Raw genomic sequence first — 15880 nt, 5'->3', positions numbered from 1 at the left:
GCCGGCCGGGAGGTTGCATAGAATTGCGGGGTTTGCCCCCTTGCCGTCCGCGTCTCGTACGGAGCCCCTCCATGCACAGCCCCCACGACCCGTACGTCCGTGTCCGTGGTGCTCGTGAGCACAACCTTCGCGGGGTGGACGTCGATGTTCCCCGGGACGCGCTCGTGGCGTTCACGGGGGTGTCGGGGTCCGGGAAGTCGTCACTGGCGTTCGGGACGATCTACGCGGAGGCTCAGCGGCGGTACTTCGAGTCGGTGGCGCCCTACGCGCGGCGGTTGATCCACCAGGTGGGCGCGCCGAAGGTCGGGGAGATCTCGGGGCTGCCGCCGGCCGTGTCGCTGGAGCAGCGGCGGGCGGCGCCGACGTCGCGGTCCTCCGTGGGCACCGTCACCAACCTGTCGAACTCGCTGCGGATGCTGTTCTCCCGGGCCGGGGACTATCCACCGGGGGCCGAGCGGCTGGACTCGGACGCGTTCTCGCCGAACACGGCGGCCGGGGCCTGCCCCGAGTGCCACGGTCTCGGGCAGGTGCACCGGACGGAGGAGGCGCTGCTGGTGCCCGATCCCTCACTGTCGATCCGTGAGGGCGCGATCGCCGCCTGGCCGGGTGCCTGGCAGGGCAAGAACCTGCGGGACATCCTCGACGCGCTGGGGTACGACGTGGACCGGCCGTGGCGTGAACTGCCCGCCGGGCAGCGGGAGTGGATCCTGTTCACGGACGAGCAGCCGGTGGTGACCGTGCACCCGGTGCGGGACGCCGAGCGGATCCAACGGCCCTACCAGGGTACGTACATGAGCGCCCGGCGGTACGTGATGAAGACGTTCGCCGATTCGAAGAGCGCCGCCCTGCGGGCCAAGGCCGAGCGTTTCCTCACCGCCGCGCCCTGCCCGGCCTGCGGCGGCAGCCGGCTGCGGCCCGAGGCGCTGGCCGTGACCTTCGCGGGGCACACCATCGCCGAGCTGGCCGCGCTGCCGCTGACCGAACTCGCCGAGCACCTGCGGGGCACGTCCGAGGCCGCTCGCGTGCTCACCGACGATCTGAGGTCGCGCATCGTGCCCGTCGTGGAGCTCGGGCTCGGTTACCTCAGCCTGGACCGGTCCACGCCCACGCTGTCGGCGGGCGAGCTGCAGCGGCTGCGGCTCGCCACACAGTTGCGCTCGGGGCTGTTCGGGGTGGTGTACGTGCTCGACGAACCGTCGGCGGGGCTGCACCCGGCGGACACGGAGGCCCTGCTCACGGTGTTGCAGCGGCTCAAGGCGGCGGGCAACTCGGTGTTCGTGGTGGAGCACCACCTCGACGTGGTGCGGGGTGCCGACTGGGTCGTCGACGTCGGCCCGCTTGCCGGTGAGCACGGCGGGCGGGTGCTGCACAGCGGGCCGGTCGCCGAGCTGGCGCGGGTCGCGGAGTCGGCGACGGGCCGGTTCCTGTTCGATCGCTCCCCCGCGCCGGTGCGTGAAGTACGCCGTGCGCGCGGGAAGTTGACGGTGGGGCCGGTGACCCGGCACAACCTGCGGGCGGTGACGGCGCGGTTCCCGCTCGGTGCGTTCACGGCGGTCACCGGGGTGTCGGGGTCCGGGAAGTCCACGCTCATCGGTGAGATCACGCCCGATCTGGCGGGCGTCGGGCGGCTGGTCTCGGTGGACCAGAGGCCGATCGGGCGCACTCCGCGCTCCAACCTGGCCACGTACACAGGCCTGTTCGACGTCGTACGGAAGGTGTTCGCGGACACCGACGAGGCGCGGGCGCGCGGTTACGGGGTCGGACGGTTCTCCTTCAACGTGGCGGGAGGCCGGTGCGAGACCTGCCAGGGCGAGGGCTTCGTCAGCGTGGAGCTGCTGTTCCTGCCGAGCACGTACGCCCCGTGCCCGGACTGCGGCGGGGCACGCTACAACCCGGAGACGCTCCAAGTGGCGTACCGCGGACGGAACATCGGCCAGGTGCTCGACCTCACGGTGGAGAGCGCGGCGGAGTTCTTCGCCGACGTCCCGGCGGTGGCCCGCAGTCTCGGCGCCCTGCTCGACGTCGGCCTCGGCTATCTGCGTCTCGGTCAGCCCGCCACCGAGCTGTCCGGCGGTGAGGCCCAGCGCATCAAGCTCGCGAGTGAACTGCAACGCGGCCGCCGCGGCCACACCCTCTACCTCCTCGACGAGCCGACGACCGGTCTGCACCCGGCCGATGTCGAGGTGCTGATGCGGCAGTTGCACGGCCTGGTCGACGCCGGGCACACCGTGATCGTCGTCGAGCACGACATGTCCGTCGTGGCCGGCGCCGACTGGGTCGTCGACCTCGGGCCGGGCGGCGGCGACGAGGGCGGCCGGATCGTGGCGGCGGGACCGCCGGCCGAGGTCGCCCGGGCGGCGGGCAGCGCCACGGCTCCCTATCTGGCACGGGTGATACGGAGGAACGGCGAGGGCCCGGCGGCGGGTTAGCGCTGCGACCGGATAGGTTCACCGGCTCACGACGCCGGACCCCCTGGCCTCGGCTACGCCGGGTCCCCGCACTCCGCCCGCCGCGTCTGGGACGGCACTCGGGCCCACGGCGGCGAGGTGGCGGCCACGTGAACAGCGGTCGCGTGCCCGGGGGTCGCCGTGGAGTGCGGGTCGGCGCCCCGGCTTTCGCCGCCGGGGACGTCCTGCTGCGCCGCGCGGGCCAGGGTGCGGCGGTCGGGGCAGGTGCCCGGGGGAAGCACGGGACGCACGTCGACCTCGGCGACCAGGCCGCGTGCCGTGGCCACCCGCCACAGGGACGTGAGCAGGGAGTCGTCGCCGACGAAGGCAGGGGCCGTGCTGGCCGCTTCCCCGGAGTGGCTCAGATAGCGGATGCGGACCGGCTGGACGGGCACCCCGGCGTCGAGGGCGGCCTGGAAGACGGCTCGGTGGAAGGCGCCCTGGGCGCGGCCGCACCAGGTGCTGCCCTCGGGGAAGGCGGCGACGGCGGCGCCGGCGCGCAGTTCCCCGGCGATGTGCGCCACCGTCGCGGGCAGGGCGCGCAGACGGTCCCGTTCGATGAACAGGGCGCCGCCGCGCGCGGCGAGCGCGCCGGCCACCGGCCAGCCGCGGATCTCCGTCTTGGCGAGCATCCGGGCCGGGCGGACGGCGGCGAGCAGCGGGATGTCCAGCCAGGAGATGTGGTTGGCGACCAGCAGGAGGCCGCCGCTGGGCGGGGCGGTGCCGGTGATGCGGACCCGGACCCCCGAGGCCCTGACGACCGCCCGGCACCAGCGCCGCACCCAGCCGGCCGGGATCCGCCCCCGGCCGAGCAGCGACAGCGCGACCCCGGCGAGTACGAGGGACACGACCAGCGCCAGCCGCAGCACGGCGCGGGGTACGGCCGCCGCGGACCCCGTTCCCGTCTCCACGCACGCCCTGGGGGTGCAGGGCGCGCTGGGCAGCCAGAGGCTCATCAGGCCGGTACGAGGGAGAGGAAGTGCCGCAGGTAGCGCGGGCTGACCCGGCGCATCGACAGCAGGACGTAGAGGTCGGCGACCCCGAAGTCGGGGTCGTGCGCGGGCGCGCCGCAGACCTGGGCGCCGAGCCGGAGGTAGCCGCGCAGGAGGGCGGGCAGCTCGGTGCGGGGGGCGGCCGGGAGGTCGGCCCGCGGGATCCACGGCAGCAGCGGGCGCACCAGGTGCTCCTCCGGTGCCAGGTTCTTCTCGCGCACCCGCTCCCAGGTGGCGGAGGCGAGGGCGCCGCCGTCGGCGAGCGGTATGGAGCAGCAGCCCGCCAGCCACTCGTGGCCGCGGTCCACCATGTAGCGGGCAAGACCGGCCCAGATCAGCCCGATCACCGCACCGTCGCGGTGGTCGGGGTGCACGCAGGAGCGGCCCACCTCCACCAGGCCGGGGCGGATCGGGGCCAGCGCGGTGAGGTCGAACTCGCCCTCCGCGTACAGCCGTCCGGCGATCGCGGCGCGCTCCGGCGGGAGCAGCCGGTAGGTGCCGACGACCTGCCCGGTCGTCGTGTCGCGCACGAGCAGGTGGTCGCAGTAGGCGTCGAAGGGGTCGACGTCGTAGCCGGGCTGCGGGGTGGACAGCAGGGCGCCCATCTCTCCGGCGAAGACGTCGTGCCGCAGCCGCTGCGCGGCCCGCACGTCCGCCTCGTCACGGGCGAGGGAGACGGTGTAGCGGGTGGGCGGCGCGGGCTGCGGGGGGCTTTCGAGGGTGGAGACGCCGGTCATGTTCTCTCCTGGTCGTGGACCCGGTGGGAAGAGGGACGGCGGACCGGCGGTGCGGTCCGTCGTCCCTGTTCTTCCGATGCCGGCTTGCGTCCGCGTGACCTGTGCCGGGAGAACGGATGTGGGGATGTTGAACGGCGCGGGCGGCTGCACTCAAGGAAAGTTCGAGGCGGGGCCGGGGATGAGCACCACTCCCGGCCCCGCCCGTCCGCCCCCTCGGCGAACGTCTTGTGGTGGGCTACCGCTTGGACGCCTTGCGGGTCGCGCGCAGCCACTCCTTGTTCATGCTGGTGATCGACATCAGGGGGATGCCCTTGGGGCAGGCGGTGGCGCACTCGCCGGTCAGGGTGCAGCCGCCGAAGCCCTCCTCGTCCATGCGGGCCACCATGTCCAGGACGCGGGTCTCGCGCTCGGGCGCGCCCTGCGGCAGCACGTTGAGGTGGTTGATCTTGGCGGAGGTGAACAGCATCGCCGCGCCGTTGGGGCAGGCGGCGACGCAGGCGCCGCAGCCGATGCACTCGGCGTGCTCGAAGGCGAAGTCGGCGTCCGGCTTCGGTACGGGCGTGGCGTGGGCCTCGGGCGCGGCGCCGGTGGGCGCGGTGACGTAGCCGCCGGCCTGGATGATCCGGTCGAAGGCCGAGCGGTCCACCACCAGGTCCTTCACCACCGGGAAGGCGGCGGCGCGCCACGGCTCGATGTCGATCGTGTCGCCGTCCTTGAAGGACCGCATGTGGAGCTGGCAGGTGGTGGTGCGCTCGGGGCCGTGCGCGTCGCCGTTGATGACCAGGCTGCACGCGCCGCAGATGCCCTCGCGGCAGTCGTGGTCGAAGGCGACGGGGTCCTCGCCGTTGAGGATGAGCTGTTCGTTGAGGACGTCCAGCATCTCCAGGAAGGACATGTCGGGCGAGATGTCGTCCACCTCGTAGGTGGACATGGCGCCGTCGGCGTCGGCGTTCTTCTGCCGCCAGACGCGCAGGGTGAGCCTCATGCGTAGCTCCGCTGGGTGGGGTGGACGTACTCGAAGACCAGGTCTTCCTTGTGCAGGGTGGGCGCCTCGCCGGTGGCCGTGAACTCCCAGGCCGCCGCGTAGGAGAACTGCTCGTCCCTGCGGGCCGCTTCGCCGTCGGGGGTCTGGGACTCCTCGCGGAAGTGGCCGCCGCAGGACTCGGCGCGGTGCAGCGCGTCGAGGCACATGAGCTCGGCGAGCTCCAGGTAGTCGACGACGCGGTTGGCCTTCTCCAGGGACTGGTTGAACTCCTCGCCGGTGCCGGGCACCTTGATGCGCCGCCAGAACTCCTCGCGGATCTGCGGGATGCGGTCGAGTGCCTTGCGCAGGCCCTCGTCGGTGCGGGCCATGCCGCAGAACTCCCACATGAGTTCGCCGAGTTCGCGGTGGAAGGAGTCGGGGGTGCGGTCGCCGTCGACGGACAGCAGCAGGTTGAGGCGGTCCTCGGTCTCGGCGACGGTCTCCTGGACGGCGGGGTGGCCGTCGGTGACGGCCTCCTGGTGCGGGTTGCGGGCCAGGTAGTCGTTGATCGTGGCCGGGAGGACGAAGTAGCCGTCGGCCAGGCCCTGCATCAGCGCGGAGGCGCCGAGGCGGTTGGCGCCGTGGTCGGAGAAGTTGGCCTCGCCGATCGCGAACAGTCCGGGGACGGTGGTCTGGAGGTCGTAGTCGACCCACAGGCCGCCCATCGTGTAGTGCACGGCGGGGTAGATCCGCATCGGCACCTCGTACGGGTTCTCCGCGGTGATCCGCTCGTACATGTCGAAGAGGTTGCCGTACTTCTCCTCGACCTTCTCGCGGCCCATGCGCTTGATCGCGTCCGCGAAGTCCAGGTAGACGCCCTGGCCGCCGGGGCCGACGCCGCGGCCCTCGTCGCAGACGTTCTTCGCGGCGCGGGAGGCGATGTCACGCGGGACGAGGTTCCCGAAGGACGGGTAGACGCGCTCCAGGTAGTAGTCGCGCTCGTCCTCGGGGATCTCGTTCGGCGGGCGGTTGTCGCCCTTGGCCTTCGGGACCCAGATGCGGCCGTCGTTGCGCAGCGACTCGCTCATCAGGGTGAGCTTGGACTGGTGGTCACCAGTGCGCGGGATGCAGGTGGGGTGGATCTGGGTGAAGCAGGGGTTGGCGAAGTACGCGCCGCGCCGGTGCGCCCGCCAGATCGCGGTGGCGTTGGAGTTCATGGCGTTGGTCGACAGGTAGAAGACGTTGCCGTAGCCGCCGCTGGCCAGGACGACCGCGTCCGCGAAGTACGTGTCGATCTTCCCGGTGATCAGGTCGCGGGCGACGATGCCGCGGGCCCGGCCGTCGACGACGATCAGGTCGAGCATCTCGGTGCGCGGGTGCATCTCCACGTTGCCTGCGGCGATCTGCCGGGACAGCGCCTGATAGGCGCCGAGCAGGAGCTGCTGGCCCGTCTGGCCGCGGGCGTAGAAGGTGCGGGAGACCTGGACGCCGCCGAAGGAGCGGGTGTCGAGCAGTCCGCCGTACTCGCGGGCGAACGGCACGCCCTGCGCCACGCACTGGTCGATGATCTCCACCGAGATCTGCGCGAGGCGGTGCACGTTGGACTCGCGGGCGCGGAAGTCGCCGCCCTTGACGGTGTCGTAGAAGAGGCGGTGGACGGAGTCGCCGTCGTTGCGGTAGTTCTTCGCCGCGTTGATGCCGCCCTGCGCGGCGATGGAGTGGGCGCGGCGCGGGGAGTCCTGGTAGCAGAACTGGACGACGTGGTAGCCCTGTTCGGCCAGGGTGGCGCCGGCCGAGCCGCCCGCGAGGCCGGTGCCGACCACGATGACCGTGTGCTTGCGCCGGTTGGCGGGGTTGACCAGCCTGGCCTCGAAACGGCGCGTGTCCCAGCGCTCGTGGACCGGGCCGGACGGGGCCTTGGTGTCGGCGACCGGCGCACCGGTCGTGTAGTCGGCGTAGGAGGTCATGTCAGCTCACCACTCCGGTCATGACGCCCACCGGGACGGCGATGAAGCCGGCCGTGAGCAGCAGTGCGAGAACGTTGGCGGCGGTCTTGAGGGCACGGTCGCGGGTGCGGCTGCCGACGCCGAGGGTCTGGGCGGCGCTCCAGAAGCCGTGCCGGATGTGCAGGCCGAGCGCCAGCATGGCGACGATGTAGATGACGTTGCCGTACCAGGTGGAGAAGGTGTCCACGACGTTCTGGTACGGGTGGCCCGGCTGGAATCCGCCGGAGTGCACGGTGCCGGTGGTCAGGTCCAGGATGTGCCAGACGATGAACAGGGCGAGGATGATCCCGCCCCAGCGCATGGTGCGGGTGGCGTAACTGGACCCGCGCCTCGTGTGCACGTACTTGCCGGGCCGCGCCCTGATGTCGCGGCGGCTGAGCTGGTAGGCGGAGACGGCGTGGGCGACGACGGCGACCACGAGCACCACGCGGACCAGCCAGAGCGTCCACTCGTAGTGCATGAACGGCTCGCCGACCGTGCGCAGCCAGTGGGCGTAGTGGTTGAACTCGCCCGCCCCGAAGAAGATCTTCAGGTTCCCGATCATGTGGACGACCAGGTACAGCAGCATGATCAGGCCGCTGACCGCCATCACGGTCTTCTTGCCGACGGTCGAGCCCCACACGGTGCGTGCCATGGACGGCCGTCGGTCCGTCCGCGTTGCCAGTGCCATGACTCAGCACGCTAGGGCCGAAGGACCCCATCGGTCCAAGACATGGTCCGGCTCGTTTCGATAGGGACTGGCTATGCTGGCCTCGTGCAGTTCCAGCAGCTCCAGTACTTCGTGGCGGTCGCCGAGACCCGGCACTTCACCCGGGCGGCCGATCTGGTCCATGTCGCCCAGCCGTCGCTGTCGCAGCAGATCAAGGCGCTGGAAAGGGAGTTGGGCGCCGATCTGTTCCTGCGGGCGCGGGGCAACATCACGCTGACCGACGCCGGGGAGGCGCTGCTGCCGCTGGCCCGGCGCATCCTCGCCGACGCCGACACGGCGCGGCACGAGGTGCAGGAACTGGTGCAGCTGCGCCGGGGCCGGGTGCGGCTCGGCGCCACGCCGAGCCTGTGCACCGGCCTGCTGCCGGACGTGCTGCGCGCCTTCCACGACCGCTACCCGGGCATCCGGCTGCTGGTCGAGGAGGGAGGCTCCCACGACCTGGTGCGGGAGCTGGCCCGCGGCGCCCTCGACCTGGCGCTGGTCGTGCTTCCGCTGCCCACCCCCTCCCCCGCCCTGACCACGGTGGAGCTGTTGCGCGAGGACCTGGTGGTGGTCTCCTCGCCGGAGGCGCCCGCGCCCGGCGGGCCGGGGCGGCGCTCGGTCGGCATCGCGGACCTGGAGGGCGAGCGCCTGGTGATGTTCCGGCACGGCTACGACCTGCGGGAGCTGACGGTCGCCGCGTGCCGCGCGGAGGGCTTCGAGCCGGACCTCGCCGTCGAGGGCGGCGAGATGGACGCGGTGCTGGGGTTCGTGCGAGCTGGTCTCGGGGTGGCCGTCGTCCCGCGCATGGTCGCGACGCGCTCGGGACACGGCCTGCGGGTCACCCCGCTGACCCGTCCCGGACTGCACCGTACGATCGCGCTGGCCCACCGCAGCGACGTGGCTCCGCCGAGGGCCGCGAGAGAACTCCAGCGGATGCTGCTGGAGCGCTGACGCCTGACTGGACTGAACCCCCGTCAGCCTGAATCCCCATCAGACTGACAGAACGTCAACTATCTTCCTCCGGAAGCCGTTTCCGCGGCCAGCCGTGCGCGCAGGCCGTCGACCAGTGCCGCGAGGGACACCTCGAAGGCAAGGTCCGCGGCGGGCCGTCCCCGCGCGGCCGAGACCTCGTCCCGGGCGCGCACCGCGGCGGTGAACCGGGGCACCCGGGGCGAATCCGGACCCGGGTCGAACATCGCGGCCGGTGCCGCCAGGTCCAGCGCCGAGCCCAGGACGAAGGACTCCACACCGACCATGACGGGAATGACCGAGGCGGTCGGCCAGCCGCCGCGCTCGAGACCGGCCACCACCGACTCGTACATCCGCAGGGTGCGGTGGGCGCCGGACACCGGCATGGTGGCGAGCAGCGAGATGGTCTGCGGGTGCGCCGCGAAGGCCGCCCGGTAGAGCCGGGCCCAGCTCACCAGGGCCTCGTCCCAGGGGAGGGTGTCGAAGACCCGCCCGTCGATCGGGTCGGCCACCAGTTCGCGCACTCCGGCGAGGATGTCGTCCTTGCCCTTGACGTGGTTGTACAGCGACGAGGGCCGGACCCGGAGCCGCCTGGCGAGCAGGGCGATGGAGAACGCGTCGGCGCCGACCTCGTCGATCAGGTCCAGCGCGCCGCGCACGATCACCTCGCGATCGAGCACGGGCGTGCTCGGCCGTCCCGCTCTTCGCGTCCCGGCGCTCATCCGGTGTCCCCGCCCCTCTTCACAAGCGTCGTCGCGTGAGTCTAACCTGCGTCCACTAAAACGAACGGCATTCGCTTTGGGAGTACGTATGCCCCTCACCGTCTTCCGCAACGGCACCGTGTGGACCGGCCTCCCCGCACCGTCCGGCTCCGGGCAGCGACCGACCGCGCTCGCCGTGCGGAACGGCCGGGTCGAGGCCGTCGGCGCCGCGGCCGAGGCGCTCACCGGCGCCGCCGACGAGCTGCTGGACCTCGGCGGAGGTCTGCTCATGCCGGCGTTCGGAGACGGTCACTGCCATCCCGACCAGGGCGGGTTCGAGGCGCTCGGGCCGCGGATCAGACCCTGTACCAGCGTGGACGAGCTGGTCGCCGAGGTCGCCAGGTACGCCGCCGAGCACCCGGAGGGCGACTGGATCCTCGGCGGCAGCTACGACTCCACACTCACCCCCGACGGACTCTTCGACGCCCGCTGGCTGGACGCCGTCGTACCCGACCGCCCGGTCGCCCTGCGGGCCTGGGACTACCACACGCTGTGGTGCAACACCGAGGCCATGCGCCGGGCCGGCCTCGACGGCTCCGCCCGGGACACCGAGCGCGGACGCTTCGTACGCCGCCCGGACGGCAGCCTGATGGGCACGATGATCGAGTGGGACGCGGTGGACGCGGTCCTCGACGCCGCACCCGCGCGCGGCCTGGACGAGCGCGTTCACGCCCTCGCCCTCGCCACCCGCACCTACGCCGAGGCCGGGGTCACCTGGATCCAGGACGCCTGGGTGGACCACGAGGCCGTCGACGCCTATCTGGCGGCGGCCCGGAAGGGCGCCCTGGCCACCCGGGTGAACCTCGCCCTGCGCGCCGACCCGTCGCGGTGGCGCGAGCAGCTCGCCGAGTTCGCGGCCGACCGCGACCGGATCGAGGCGGCCGGGCTCGACCGGCTGACCGTCCGCACCGTCAAGTTCTTCGTCGACGGCATCATCGAGAACCGCACCGCGGCGCTGCTCGAACCGTACGCCGACGACCCGTGCACCCGGGGCATGCCCGTCTGGGCCGCCGCCGAGCTGCGCGAGGCCCTGGTGAAGATCGACCGGCTGGGACTCCAGCCGCACCTGCACGCCATCGGCGACGCCGGCATCCGCACCGCCCTGGACGCCCTCGCCCACCTCACCGGGGCGAACGGCCCCCGGGACCGGCGTCCGGTGATCGCCCATGTGCAGATGGTCGACCCGGAGGACCTGCCCCGCTTCGCCGAACTGGGGGTGATCGCCAACATCGAGCCGCTGTGGCTCCAGCCCGACCCGGCGATGACCCACCTCACCATGCCCCGCCTGGGCGAGGCCCGCTCCCGGCGGCAGTACCCGCTGGGGTCGCTGCTGCGCGGCGGCGCCCGGGTCTCGTTCGGCAGCGACTGGCCGGTCAGCGACCACCGGCCGCTGACCGGCCTCCCGGTCCCGGTGACCCGGCAGACACCGGAACGCCTCCCCGAGGGCGGCTGGCTGCCCCAGGAGCGCATCGGCATCGAGACCGCGATGTCCTGCTACACGGCCGGCGTCGCCCACCAGGCGATGGCCGACGACCGGGGCGTCCTGGCCCCCGGACAGGTGGCCGACCTGGTCTGGCTCGACCGGGACCCCCGCGACCGCGACCCGCACGACGTACCCGCCATCACCGTGCTCGGCACCTGGCTGGCGGGCGAGCGCACCCACGGCACCCAGGGGTGACCCCGGGGCGGAGCGCCCCCTGACGCCCCGCCGCGCCCTCCGTCCTCGCCGGACCGCCCGGCAATGCCTCACTCTTCTGCGGAAGGAACACTTCATGACGGACAAGGACATCCCCGCGGAAAAAGGACTCAAGAGGGTTCTCGGGCTGCCGGGGCTCACCCTCTTCGGACTCACCTATCTCGCCCCGGTGACCGTGTTCACCACGTACGGGGCGGTCACCGGAGTGACCAGCGGCCATCTGCCGGCCGCCTATGTGATCGCGCTGGTCGTGATGCTCTTCACGGCCGTCAGCTACGGGCGGATGGTGCGGGCGTACCCGACCGCGGGCTCGGCGTACACCTACACCCAGCAGTCCTTCGGCGGGCATGTCGGCTTCATGGTCGGCTGGACCCTGCTGCTGGACTACCTCTTCCTGCCGATGATCAACTTCCTGCTGATCGGCATCTATCTGCACAGCCAGTTCCCGTCGGTCCCCGCGCGGGTGTTCGTGCTCGCCGCGCTGCTGCTCGCGCTGCTGGTCAACGTGCTCGGCGTGGGCTCGATCAGCCGGCTCAGCATCCTGGTGGTGGGCCTGGCCGGGGTGCTCGTGGTGCTCTTCGTGGCGCTGTCCGTCCACCACACGCTCGGCCACGGTGCTTCCGAGCCGTTCGCCCCGTTCGTGCCGGGCGGCGGGTCCGGGACCTCGGCGGCGTTCTCCGGGGCGGCGATCCTCGCGCTGAGCTTCCTCGGGTTCGACGCGGTCTCCACCATGTCGGAGGAGGCCAAGGACCCGCGGCGCACCATCCCCCGCGCCATCGTGCTGACCACGGCCATCGGCGGCGTGCTGTTCATCGTGGTCTCCTGGATGGGCGCGCTGGTGCACCCGGGCTCGACGTTCCACGACCCGGACAGCGCGGGCCTGGACATCATGCGGACGCTCGGCGGCTCGTCCTTCACCTCGTTCTTCGTGGCCGTCTATGTCGCGGGCGCCTTCGGCTCCGGGGTCACCACGCAGGCGAGCGTGTCCCGGATCCTGTACTCGATGGGGCGTGACGGGGTGCTGCCCCGGCGGGTGTTCGGCTACCTCCACCCCCGCTTCCGCACCCCGGTGATCACGACCTGCCTGGTCTCCGCGGTCTCGCTGGTCGCGCTGTTCATCAGCCTCGACAACGCCGTGGTGATGATCAACTTCGGTGCCCTGATCGCCTTCTCGATGGTCAACCTGAGCGTGGTCAAGCACTATCTGGTCGACCGGGGCCGCCGCGGTACGCGCGATCTGCTCTCGTACGGACTGCTGCCGGTCGTCGGGTTCGCCCTGACCGTCTGGCTGTGGACCAGCCTGGAGGGGATCACGTTCGAGGTGGGGCTCTGCTGGATGCTGGCCGGGTTCCTGTACCTGCTGTTCCTGACCCGGGCGTTCCGGCGGAAGCCGCCGGTGATGAGCTTCAGCGAGGAGCGGGAGGGGACGGTGTCCGCACCGGGCGACGTGGTGGCGGCGCCGCGGGTTTGAGCGACGCGGCCGGGGGCCTGCCGACGGGATGCCGGCAGGCCCCCGGCCGTGTCGGGAGCGTGTTCGTCCGCGGACGCCTCGGGGGCCGGGAGCGCGGTTCCCCGCGCCCCCGAAAGGCCACCCGCGGTCCCGGTCAGCCCGTCGCGTCCGCCAGGGCCAGGTCGTGCAGGCGGTCCGGGGGACCCGGGCGGGCGTAGTACCAGCCCTGGGCCGTGTCGCAGCCCAGGAGGCGGAGTTGTTCGGCCTGCGCGCCGGTTTCCACACCCTCCACGGTGACCGCCAGGTCCAGGCTGTGGGCGAGGGTGACGATGCCCTCGACGATCTTCAGATCGACGGGATCGGCCGGGAACTGCTGCATGCCCTGCGTGAAGGAACGGTCCAGCTTGAGCACGCTCACCGGCAGCCGGCGCAGGTTGGCCAGGTTGGAGTAGCCGGTGCCGAAGTCGTCCAGGGCTATGTCGATGCCCATCTCGGCCAGCCGCCGCAACGGCTTGAGCAGGTCGTCGTCGGCGCCGATGAGCGCCGACTCGGTGACCTCCAGGCACAGCGCGTCCGGCCGCACGCCCGTGCGCTCCAGGATGTCGACGGTGTCCTGGACGAGCCCGGGGTGGGTGAGCTGGCACGGCGAGAGGTTGACGTTGATGCGCAGCGGCCCCTCGGTGCCGTCCCCGTGCAGTTCCCGCCACCGGCCGGCCTGGCGCACCGACTGTTCGAGGACCCAGCGGCCCAGCGGGACGATCAGGCCGGTGTGCTCGGCGAGCGGGATGAACCGGTCGGGACCGAGGACGCCGTGCTGCGGGTGCAGCCAGCGCACCAGCGCCTCCGCCCCGCGCACACTGCCGTCGCCGAGGCGCACCAGCGGCTGGTACTCGATGAAGAACTCGCCCCGGTCCAGCGCGGTCGGCAGCGCCGTGGTCAGTCCGTGCCGGGTGATGGCGCGGGCGTCGGCCTCCGGGTCGGCGAGCTCGAAGCGGTTGCCGCCGGCCGACTTGGCCCGGTACATGGTGATGTCCGCGCTGCGCAGCACCTCCGCCGCGCTGCGCTCGCCCGCCGGTCCCTCGACGATGCCGATGCTGCCGCGCACGGCCAGTTCCCGGCCGTCGATACGGACCGGAGCGACCAGCGCGTTCGTGATCCGCGCGGCCAGCTCGTCGACCTCCTCCCGGGTGCCGGGGCCGGTGGTCAGCGCGACGAACTCGTCACCGCCGAGCCGGGCGACCATCTCGCCGGGCGCGGTCGCGCACGCCTGGAGCCGGTCGGCGACCTCGACCAGCAGCCGGTCCCCGGCCGCGTGGCCGAGGCTGTCGTTGATGGTCTTGAAGCCGTCCAGGTCGAGGTAGCACAGGCCGAAGCGCTGTCCCTCGCCCGCGTTCAGCGCCTTCTCCAGGCGCTCGAAGAACAGGGTGCGGTTGGGCAGTCCGGTCAGCGCGTCGTGGGTGGCCTCGTACCGCAGCCGCAGATTGAGCAGCCGCCGCTCGGTGGTGTCCTCCATGAGGGCGAGCTGGTACTGCGGACAGCCGTCGGCGTCGCGGAGCAGGGAGACGGTCAGGTTGGTCCACAGAACCGTTCCGTCAGGCCGGTAGAAGGCCTTCTCCACGTGGTAGTGCTCGCGCTCGCCGCGCACCAGCTCCTCGTACAGCCGGCACAGATGCGGGGGGTCGTCGGCGTGGGTCCACTCCCGTACGCCGCGGCCGCGCACGGTCTGCTCGGCGCCGCCGAACATGCGCAGCAGCGCGCTGTTCACCTGGAGGACGTTGCCCTGGAGGTCGGCGATGGCGATGCCGATCGCGGCGCCCTCGAACACGGCACGGAAGCGGGCCTCGCTGGCGTGCAGCGCCTGCGCGACCACGCCCTGGGCGCGCAGCGCGGCCTGGGCTATCGCCTCCTGCTCGGCCAGCGTGCGTTCCCGCAGAGCCCGCGCGAACCCGGCCGCCATCGAGTGCTGCAACCGCGCGGAGCGTGCCCGCAGGTCCTCCTGGTCGCCGTCCTCACCGCAGTACAGCACGAGGTAGGCGTCGAGGCAGTCCAGGGAGTGGCTGAGCGCCTCGGGCGCGGTGCAGTGCGCGTCGACCAGTGCGGCGCCGACCGCCTCGCCCTCCCGCGCGTCGAAGACCCGGTCCCGCAGCGCCGATCTCAGCCGGCGGGCGAGCGGCAGGAGCAGTTCCTCGAACTCCGGGCGGGTCAGCGACGTCGAGGTCACCGGAAAGACGGCCCGGCTCCAGATCGTCGTCAGCCGGCGCAGTCTGCCCTCCGGCCCGTCCGGTTCCGCGATCACGCCGTACGCCCCACGCCCGCGAAACCGGAGAAGGCATAGGGGTCCTCGTCCTCCGGCGCCGTACGCGGCCGCCAGTTCGGCATCGGCACCAGCCCGGGTTCCACCATGTCGTACCCCTCGAAGAACCGCGCGATCTCCTCGCGCGAGCGCATGATCAGCGGGTTGCGAATGTTTTCGTACACGTCCACCAGGGACCGGCTCCGCTTCTCGGGGAGCGGGATGCCCTCGTACGAGGCATGGGTGAGGACGAGCAGGCTGCCCGGCGCGAGCGCGTCGCGCAACTCGGCCACCGCGCCGCAGGGGTCGTCCGCGTCTTCCACGAAGTGCAGTATGGCAACGAGAAGCAGCGCGACTGGCCGATTCAGGTCGATCAGCCGCCCCAACTCGGGGCTCGCGAGGATTTCCTGGGGCTTGCGCAGGTCGGCCGCGACCACGTCCGCGTCCGCGTTGCCCGCCAGTACGGCCTTGCTGTGACTCACCGCCACCGGGTCGTGGTCGACGTACAGCACCCGCGCGCCGGGCCGGGCGGCCTGGGCGACCTCGTGGACGTTGCCGAAGGCGGGGATGCCGGACCCGATGTCCAGGAACTGGGTGATGCCCTCCTCGGCGGCGAACTCCACGGCCCGGCGCATGAACGCCCGGTTCGCCCGGCTGATCCCGGGCAGCCCCGGCATGAACTCCATGGCCCTGCGCGCCGCTTCCCGGTCGGCCTCGAAGTTGTGCGAACCGCCCAGGTAGAAGTCGTAGATGCGGGCGACGCTCGGCACCGAGATGTCGATGCTCCGCGGAGCCCAGGCGGGACGCTCCATCCATCTCTCCACTGCGTAGGCGATCCGGTGTTCGAGCAGAGGCTACTGATCGCCCGCCGAAC

12 protein-coding genes are annotated in these 15880 nt (G+C 72.1%); 4 read left to right on the top strand and 8 right to left on the bottom strand.

Features of this window, described 5'->3' with window-relative positions; genetic code table 11:
• Positions 1–71 precede the first annotated feature (71 nt).
• Positions 72–2429, top strand: coding sequence for an ABC transporter (locus ACIP4X_RS16740; protein ID WP_391454593.1), 2358 nt, complete (start codon positions 72–74; stop codon positions 2427–2429).
• 53 nt (positions 2430–2482) lie between these two features.
• Here ACIP4X_RS16740 and ACIP4X_RS16735 read toward each other — a convergent pair whose 3' ends face one another.
• The 5 genes from ACIP4X_RS16735 to ACIP4X_RS16715 all read right to left on the bottom strand — a co-directional run bounded on the left by ACIP4X_RS16735 (position 2483) and on the right by ACIP4X_RS16715 (position 7780).
• Complete coding sequence (locus ACIP4X_RS16735; RefSeq protein ID WP_358729854.1) at positions 2483–3403, bottom strand: lysophospholipid acyltransferase family protein; 921 nt, start codon at positions 3401–3403, stop codon at positions 2483–2485.
• Positions 3403–4176 (bottom strand): GNAT family N-acyltransferase, encoded by a 774-nt coding sequence (locus ACIP4X_RS16730; protein ID WP_358729855.1) that lies wholly within the window; start codon positions 4174–4176, stop codon positions 3403–3405. Before ACIP4X_RS16730 ends, ACIP4X_RS16735 begins: the two co-directional genes overlap by 1 nt.
• Positions 4177–4411: 235 nt before the next feature.
• Complete coding sequence (locus tag ACIP4X_RS16725) at positions 4412–5161, bottom strand: succinate dehydrogenase/fumarate reductase iron-sulfur subunit (protein ID WP_358729856.1); 750 nt, start codon at positions 5159–5161, stop codon at positions 4412–4414.
• A complete protein-coding gene (locus ACIP4X_RS16720) occupies positions 5158–7107 on the bottom strand; it encodes a fumarate reductase/succinate dehydrogenase flavoprotein subunit (protein WP_358729857.1) in 1950 nt (649 codons plus the stop codon). The genes ACIP4X_RS16725 and ACIP4X_RS16720 overlap by 4 nt, the downstream gene beginning before the upstream one ends.
• A gap of 1 nt (position 7108) precedes the next feature.
• Positions 7109–7780 carry a succinate dehydrogenase gene (locus ACIP4X_RS16715; RefSeq protein ID WP_391454595.1) on the bottom strand — a complete coding sequence of 224 codons (672 nt, stop codon included), beginning with the start codon at positions 7778–7780 and terminating at the stop codon, positions 7109–7111.
• A 120-nt stretch (positions 7781–7900) separates the two neighbouring features.
• On the opposite strand from ACIP4X_RS16715, the gene ACIP4X_RS16710 reads away from it, so the two are divergent.
• Complete coding sequence (locus ACIP4X_RS16710; protein ID WP_391454596.1) at positions 7901–8788, top strand: LysR substrate-binding domain-containing protein; 888 nt, start codon at positions 7901–7903, stop codon at positions 8786–8788.
• A gap of 59 nt (positions 8789–8847) precedes the next feature.
• Here the strand turns inward: ACIP4X_RS16710 and ACIP4X_RS16705 are convergent, their stop codons facing one another.
• Positions 8848–9486 (bottom strand): TetR/AcrR family transcriptional regulator C-terminal domain-containing protein, encoded by a 639-nt coding sequence (locus ACIP4X_RS16705; RefSeq protein WP_358729860.1) that lies wholly within the window; start codon positions 9484–9486, stop codon positions 8848–8850.
• A 130-nt stretch (positions 9487–9616) separates the two neighbouring features.
• Between ACIP4X_RS16705 and ACIP4X_RS16700 the strand changes: the two genes are divergently transcribed.
• Positions 9617–11245 (top strand): amidohydrolase family protein, encoded by a 1629-nt coding sequence (locus tag ACIP4X_RS16700; RefSeq protein ID WP_391454597.1) that lies wholly within the window; start codon positions 9617–9619, stop codon positions 11243–11245.
• A gap of 94 nt (positions 11246–11339) precedes the next feature.
• Positions 11340–12734: an amino acid permease gene (locus tag ACIP4X_RS16695; protein WP_391454598.1), complete on the top strand. Its 1395-nt coding sequence runs from the start codon at positions 11340–11342 to the stop codon at positions 12732–12734.
• Between the two features lie 133 nt (positions 12735–12867).
• Here the strand turns inward: ACIP4X_RS16695 and ACIP4X_RS16690 are convergent, their stop codons facing one another.
• Positions 12868–15009 (bottom strand): EAL domain-containing protein, encoded by a 2142-nt coding sequence (locus ACIP4X_RS16690; protein ID WP_358729863.1) that lies wholly within the window; start codon positions 15007–15009, stop codon positions 12868–12870.
• On the bottom strand, positions 15006–15818 hold the full coding sequence (locus tag ACIP4X_RS16685) for an SAM-dependent methyltransferase (RefSeq protein WP_358729864.1): 813 nt from the start codon (positions 15816–15818) through the stop codon (positions 15006–15008). The genes ACIP4X_RS16690 and ACIP4X_RS16685 overlap by 4 nt, the downstream gene beginning before the upstream one ends.
• Between the last annotated feature and the right edge of the window lie 62 nt (positions 15819–15880).

This window comes from Streptomyces sp. NPDC088817 (assembly GCF_044750345.1).
GTDB lineage: Bacteria > Actinomycetota > Actinomycetes > Streptomycetales > Streptomycetaceae > Streptomyces.
Note: the sequence above shows the minus strand (reverse complement) of the source record. Positions and strands in the feature narration are given on the sequence as shown.

What these genes read in the sequence shown, in the direction of transcription:
- ACIP4X_RS16735 (WP_358729854.1), bottom strand. Translation starts at nt 3,403, where the DNA reads ATGAGCCTCTGGCTGCCCAGCGCGCCCTGCACCCCCAGGGCGTGCGTG.
- ACIP4X_RS16740 (WP_391454593.1), top strand. Translation starts at nt 72, where the DNA reads ATGCACAGCCCCCACGACCCGTACGTCCGTGTCCGTGGTGCTCGTGAG.
- ACIP4X_RS16725 (WP_358729856.1), bottom strand. Translation starts at nt 5,161, where the DNA reads ATGAGGCTCACCCTGCGCGTCTGGCGGCAGAAGAACGCCGACGCCGAC.
- ACIP4X_RS16720 (WP_358729857.1), bottom strand. Translation starts at nt 7,107, where the DNA reads ATGACCTCCTACGCCGACTACACGACCGGTGCGCCGGTCGCCGACACC.
- ACIP4X_RS16685 (WP_358729864.1), bottom strand. Translation starts at nt 15,818, where the DNA reads ATGGAGCGTCCCGCCTGGGCTCCGCGGAGCATCGACATCTCGGTGCCG.
- ACIP4X_RS16715 (WP_391454595.1), bottom strand. Translation starts at nt 7,780, where the DNA reads ATGGCACGCACCGTGTGGGGCTCGACCGTCGGCAAGAAGACCGTGATG.
- ACIP4X_RS16700 (WP_391454597.1), top strand. Translation starts at nt 9,617, where the DNA reads ATGCCCCTCACCGTCTTCCGCAACGGCACCGTGTGGACCGGCCTCCCC.
- ACIP4X_RS16730 (WP_358729855.1), bottom strand. Translation starts at nt 4,176, where the DNA reads ATGACCGGCGTCTCCACCCTCGAAAGCCCCCCGCAGCCCGCGCCGCCC.
- ACIP4X_RS16695 (WP_391454598.1), top strand. Translation starts at nt 11,340, where the DNA reads ATGACGGACAAGGACATCCCCGCGGAAAAAGGACTCAAGAGGGTTCTC.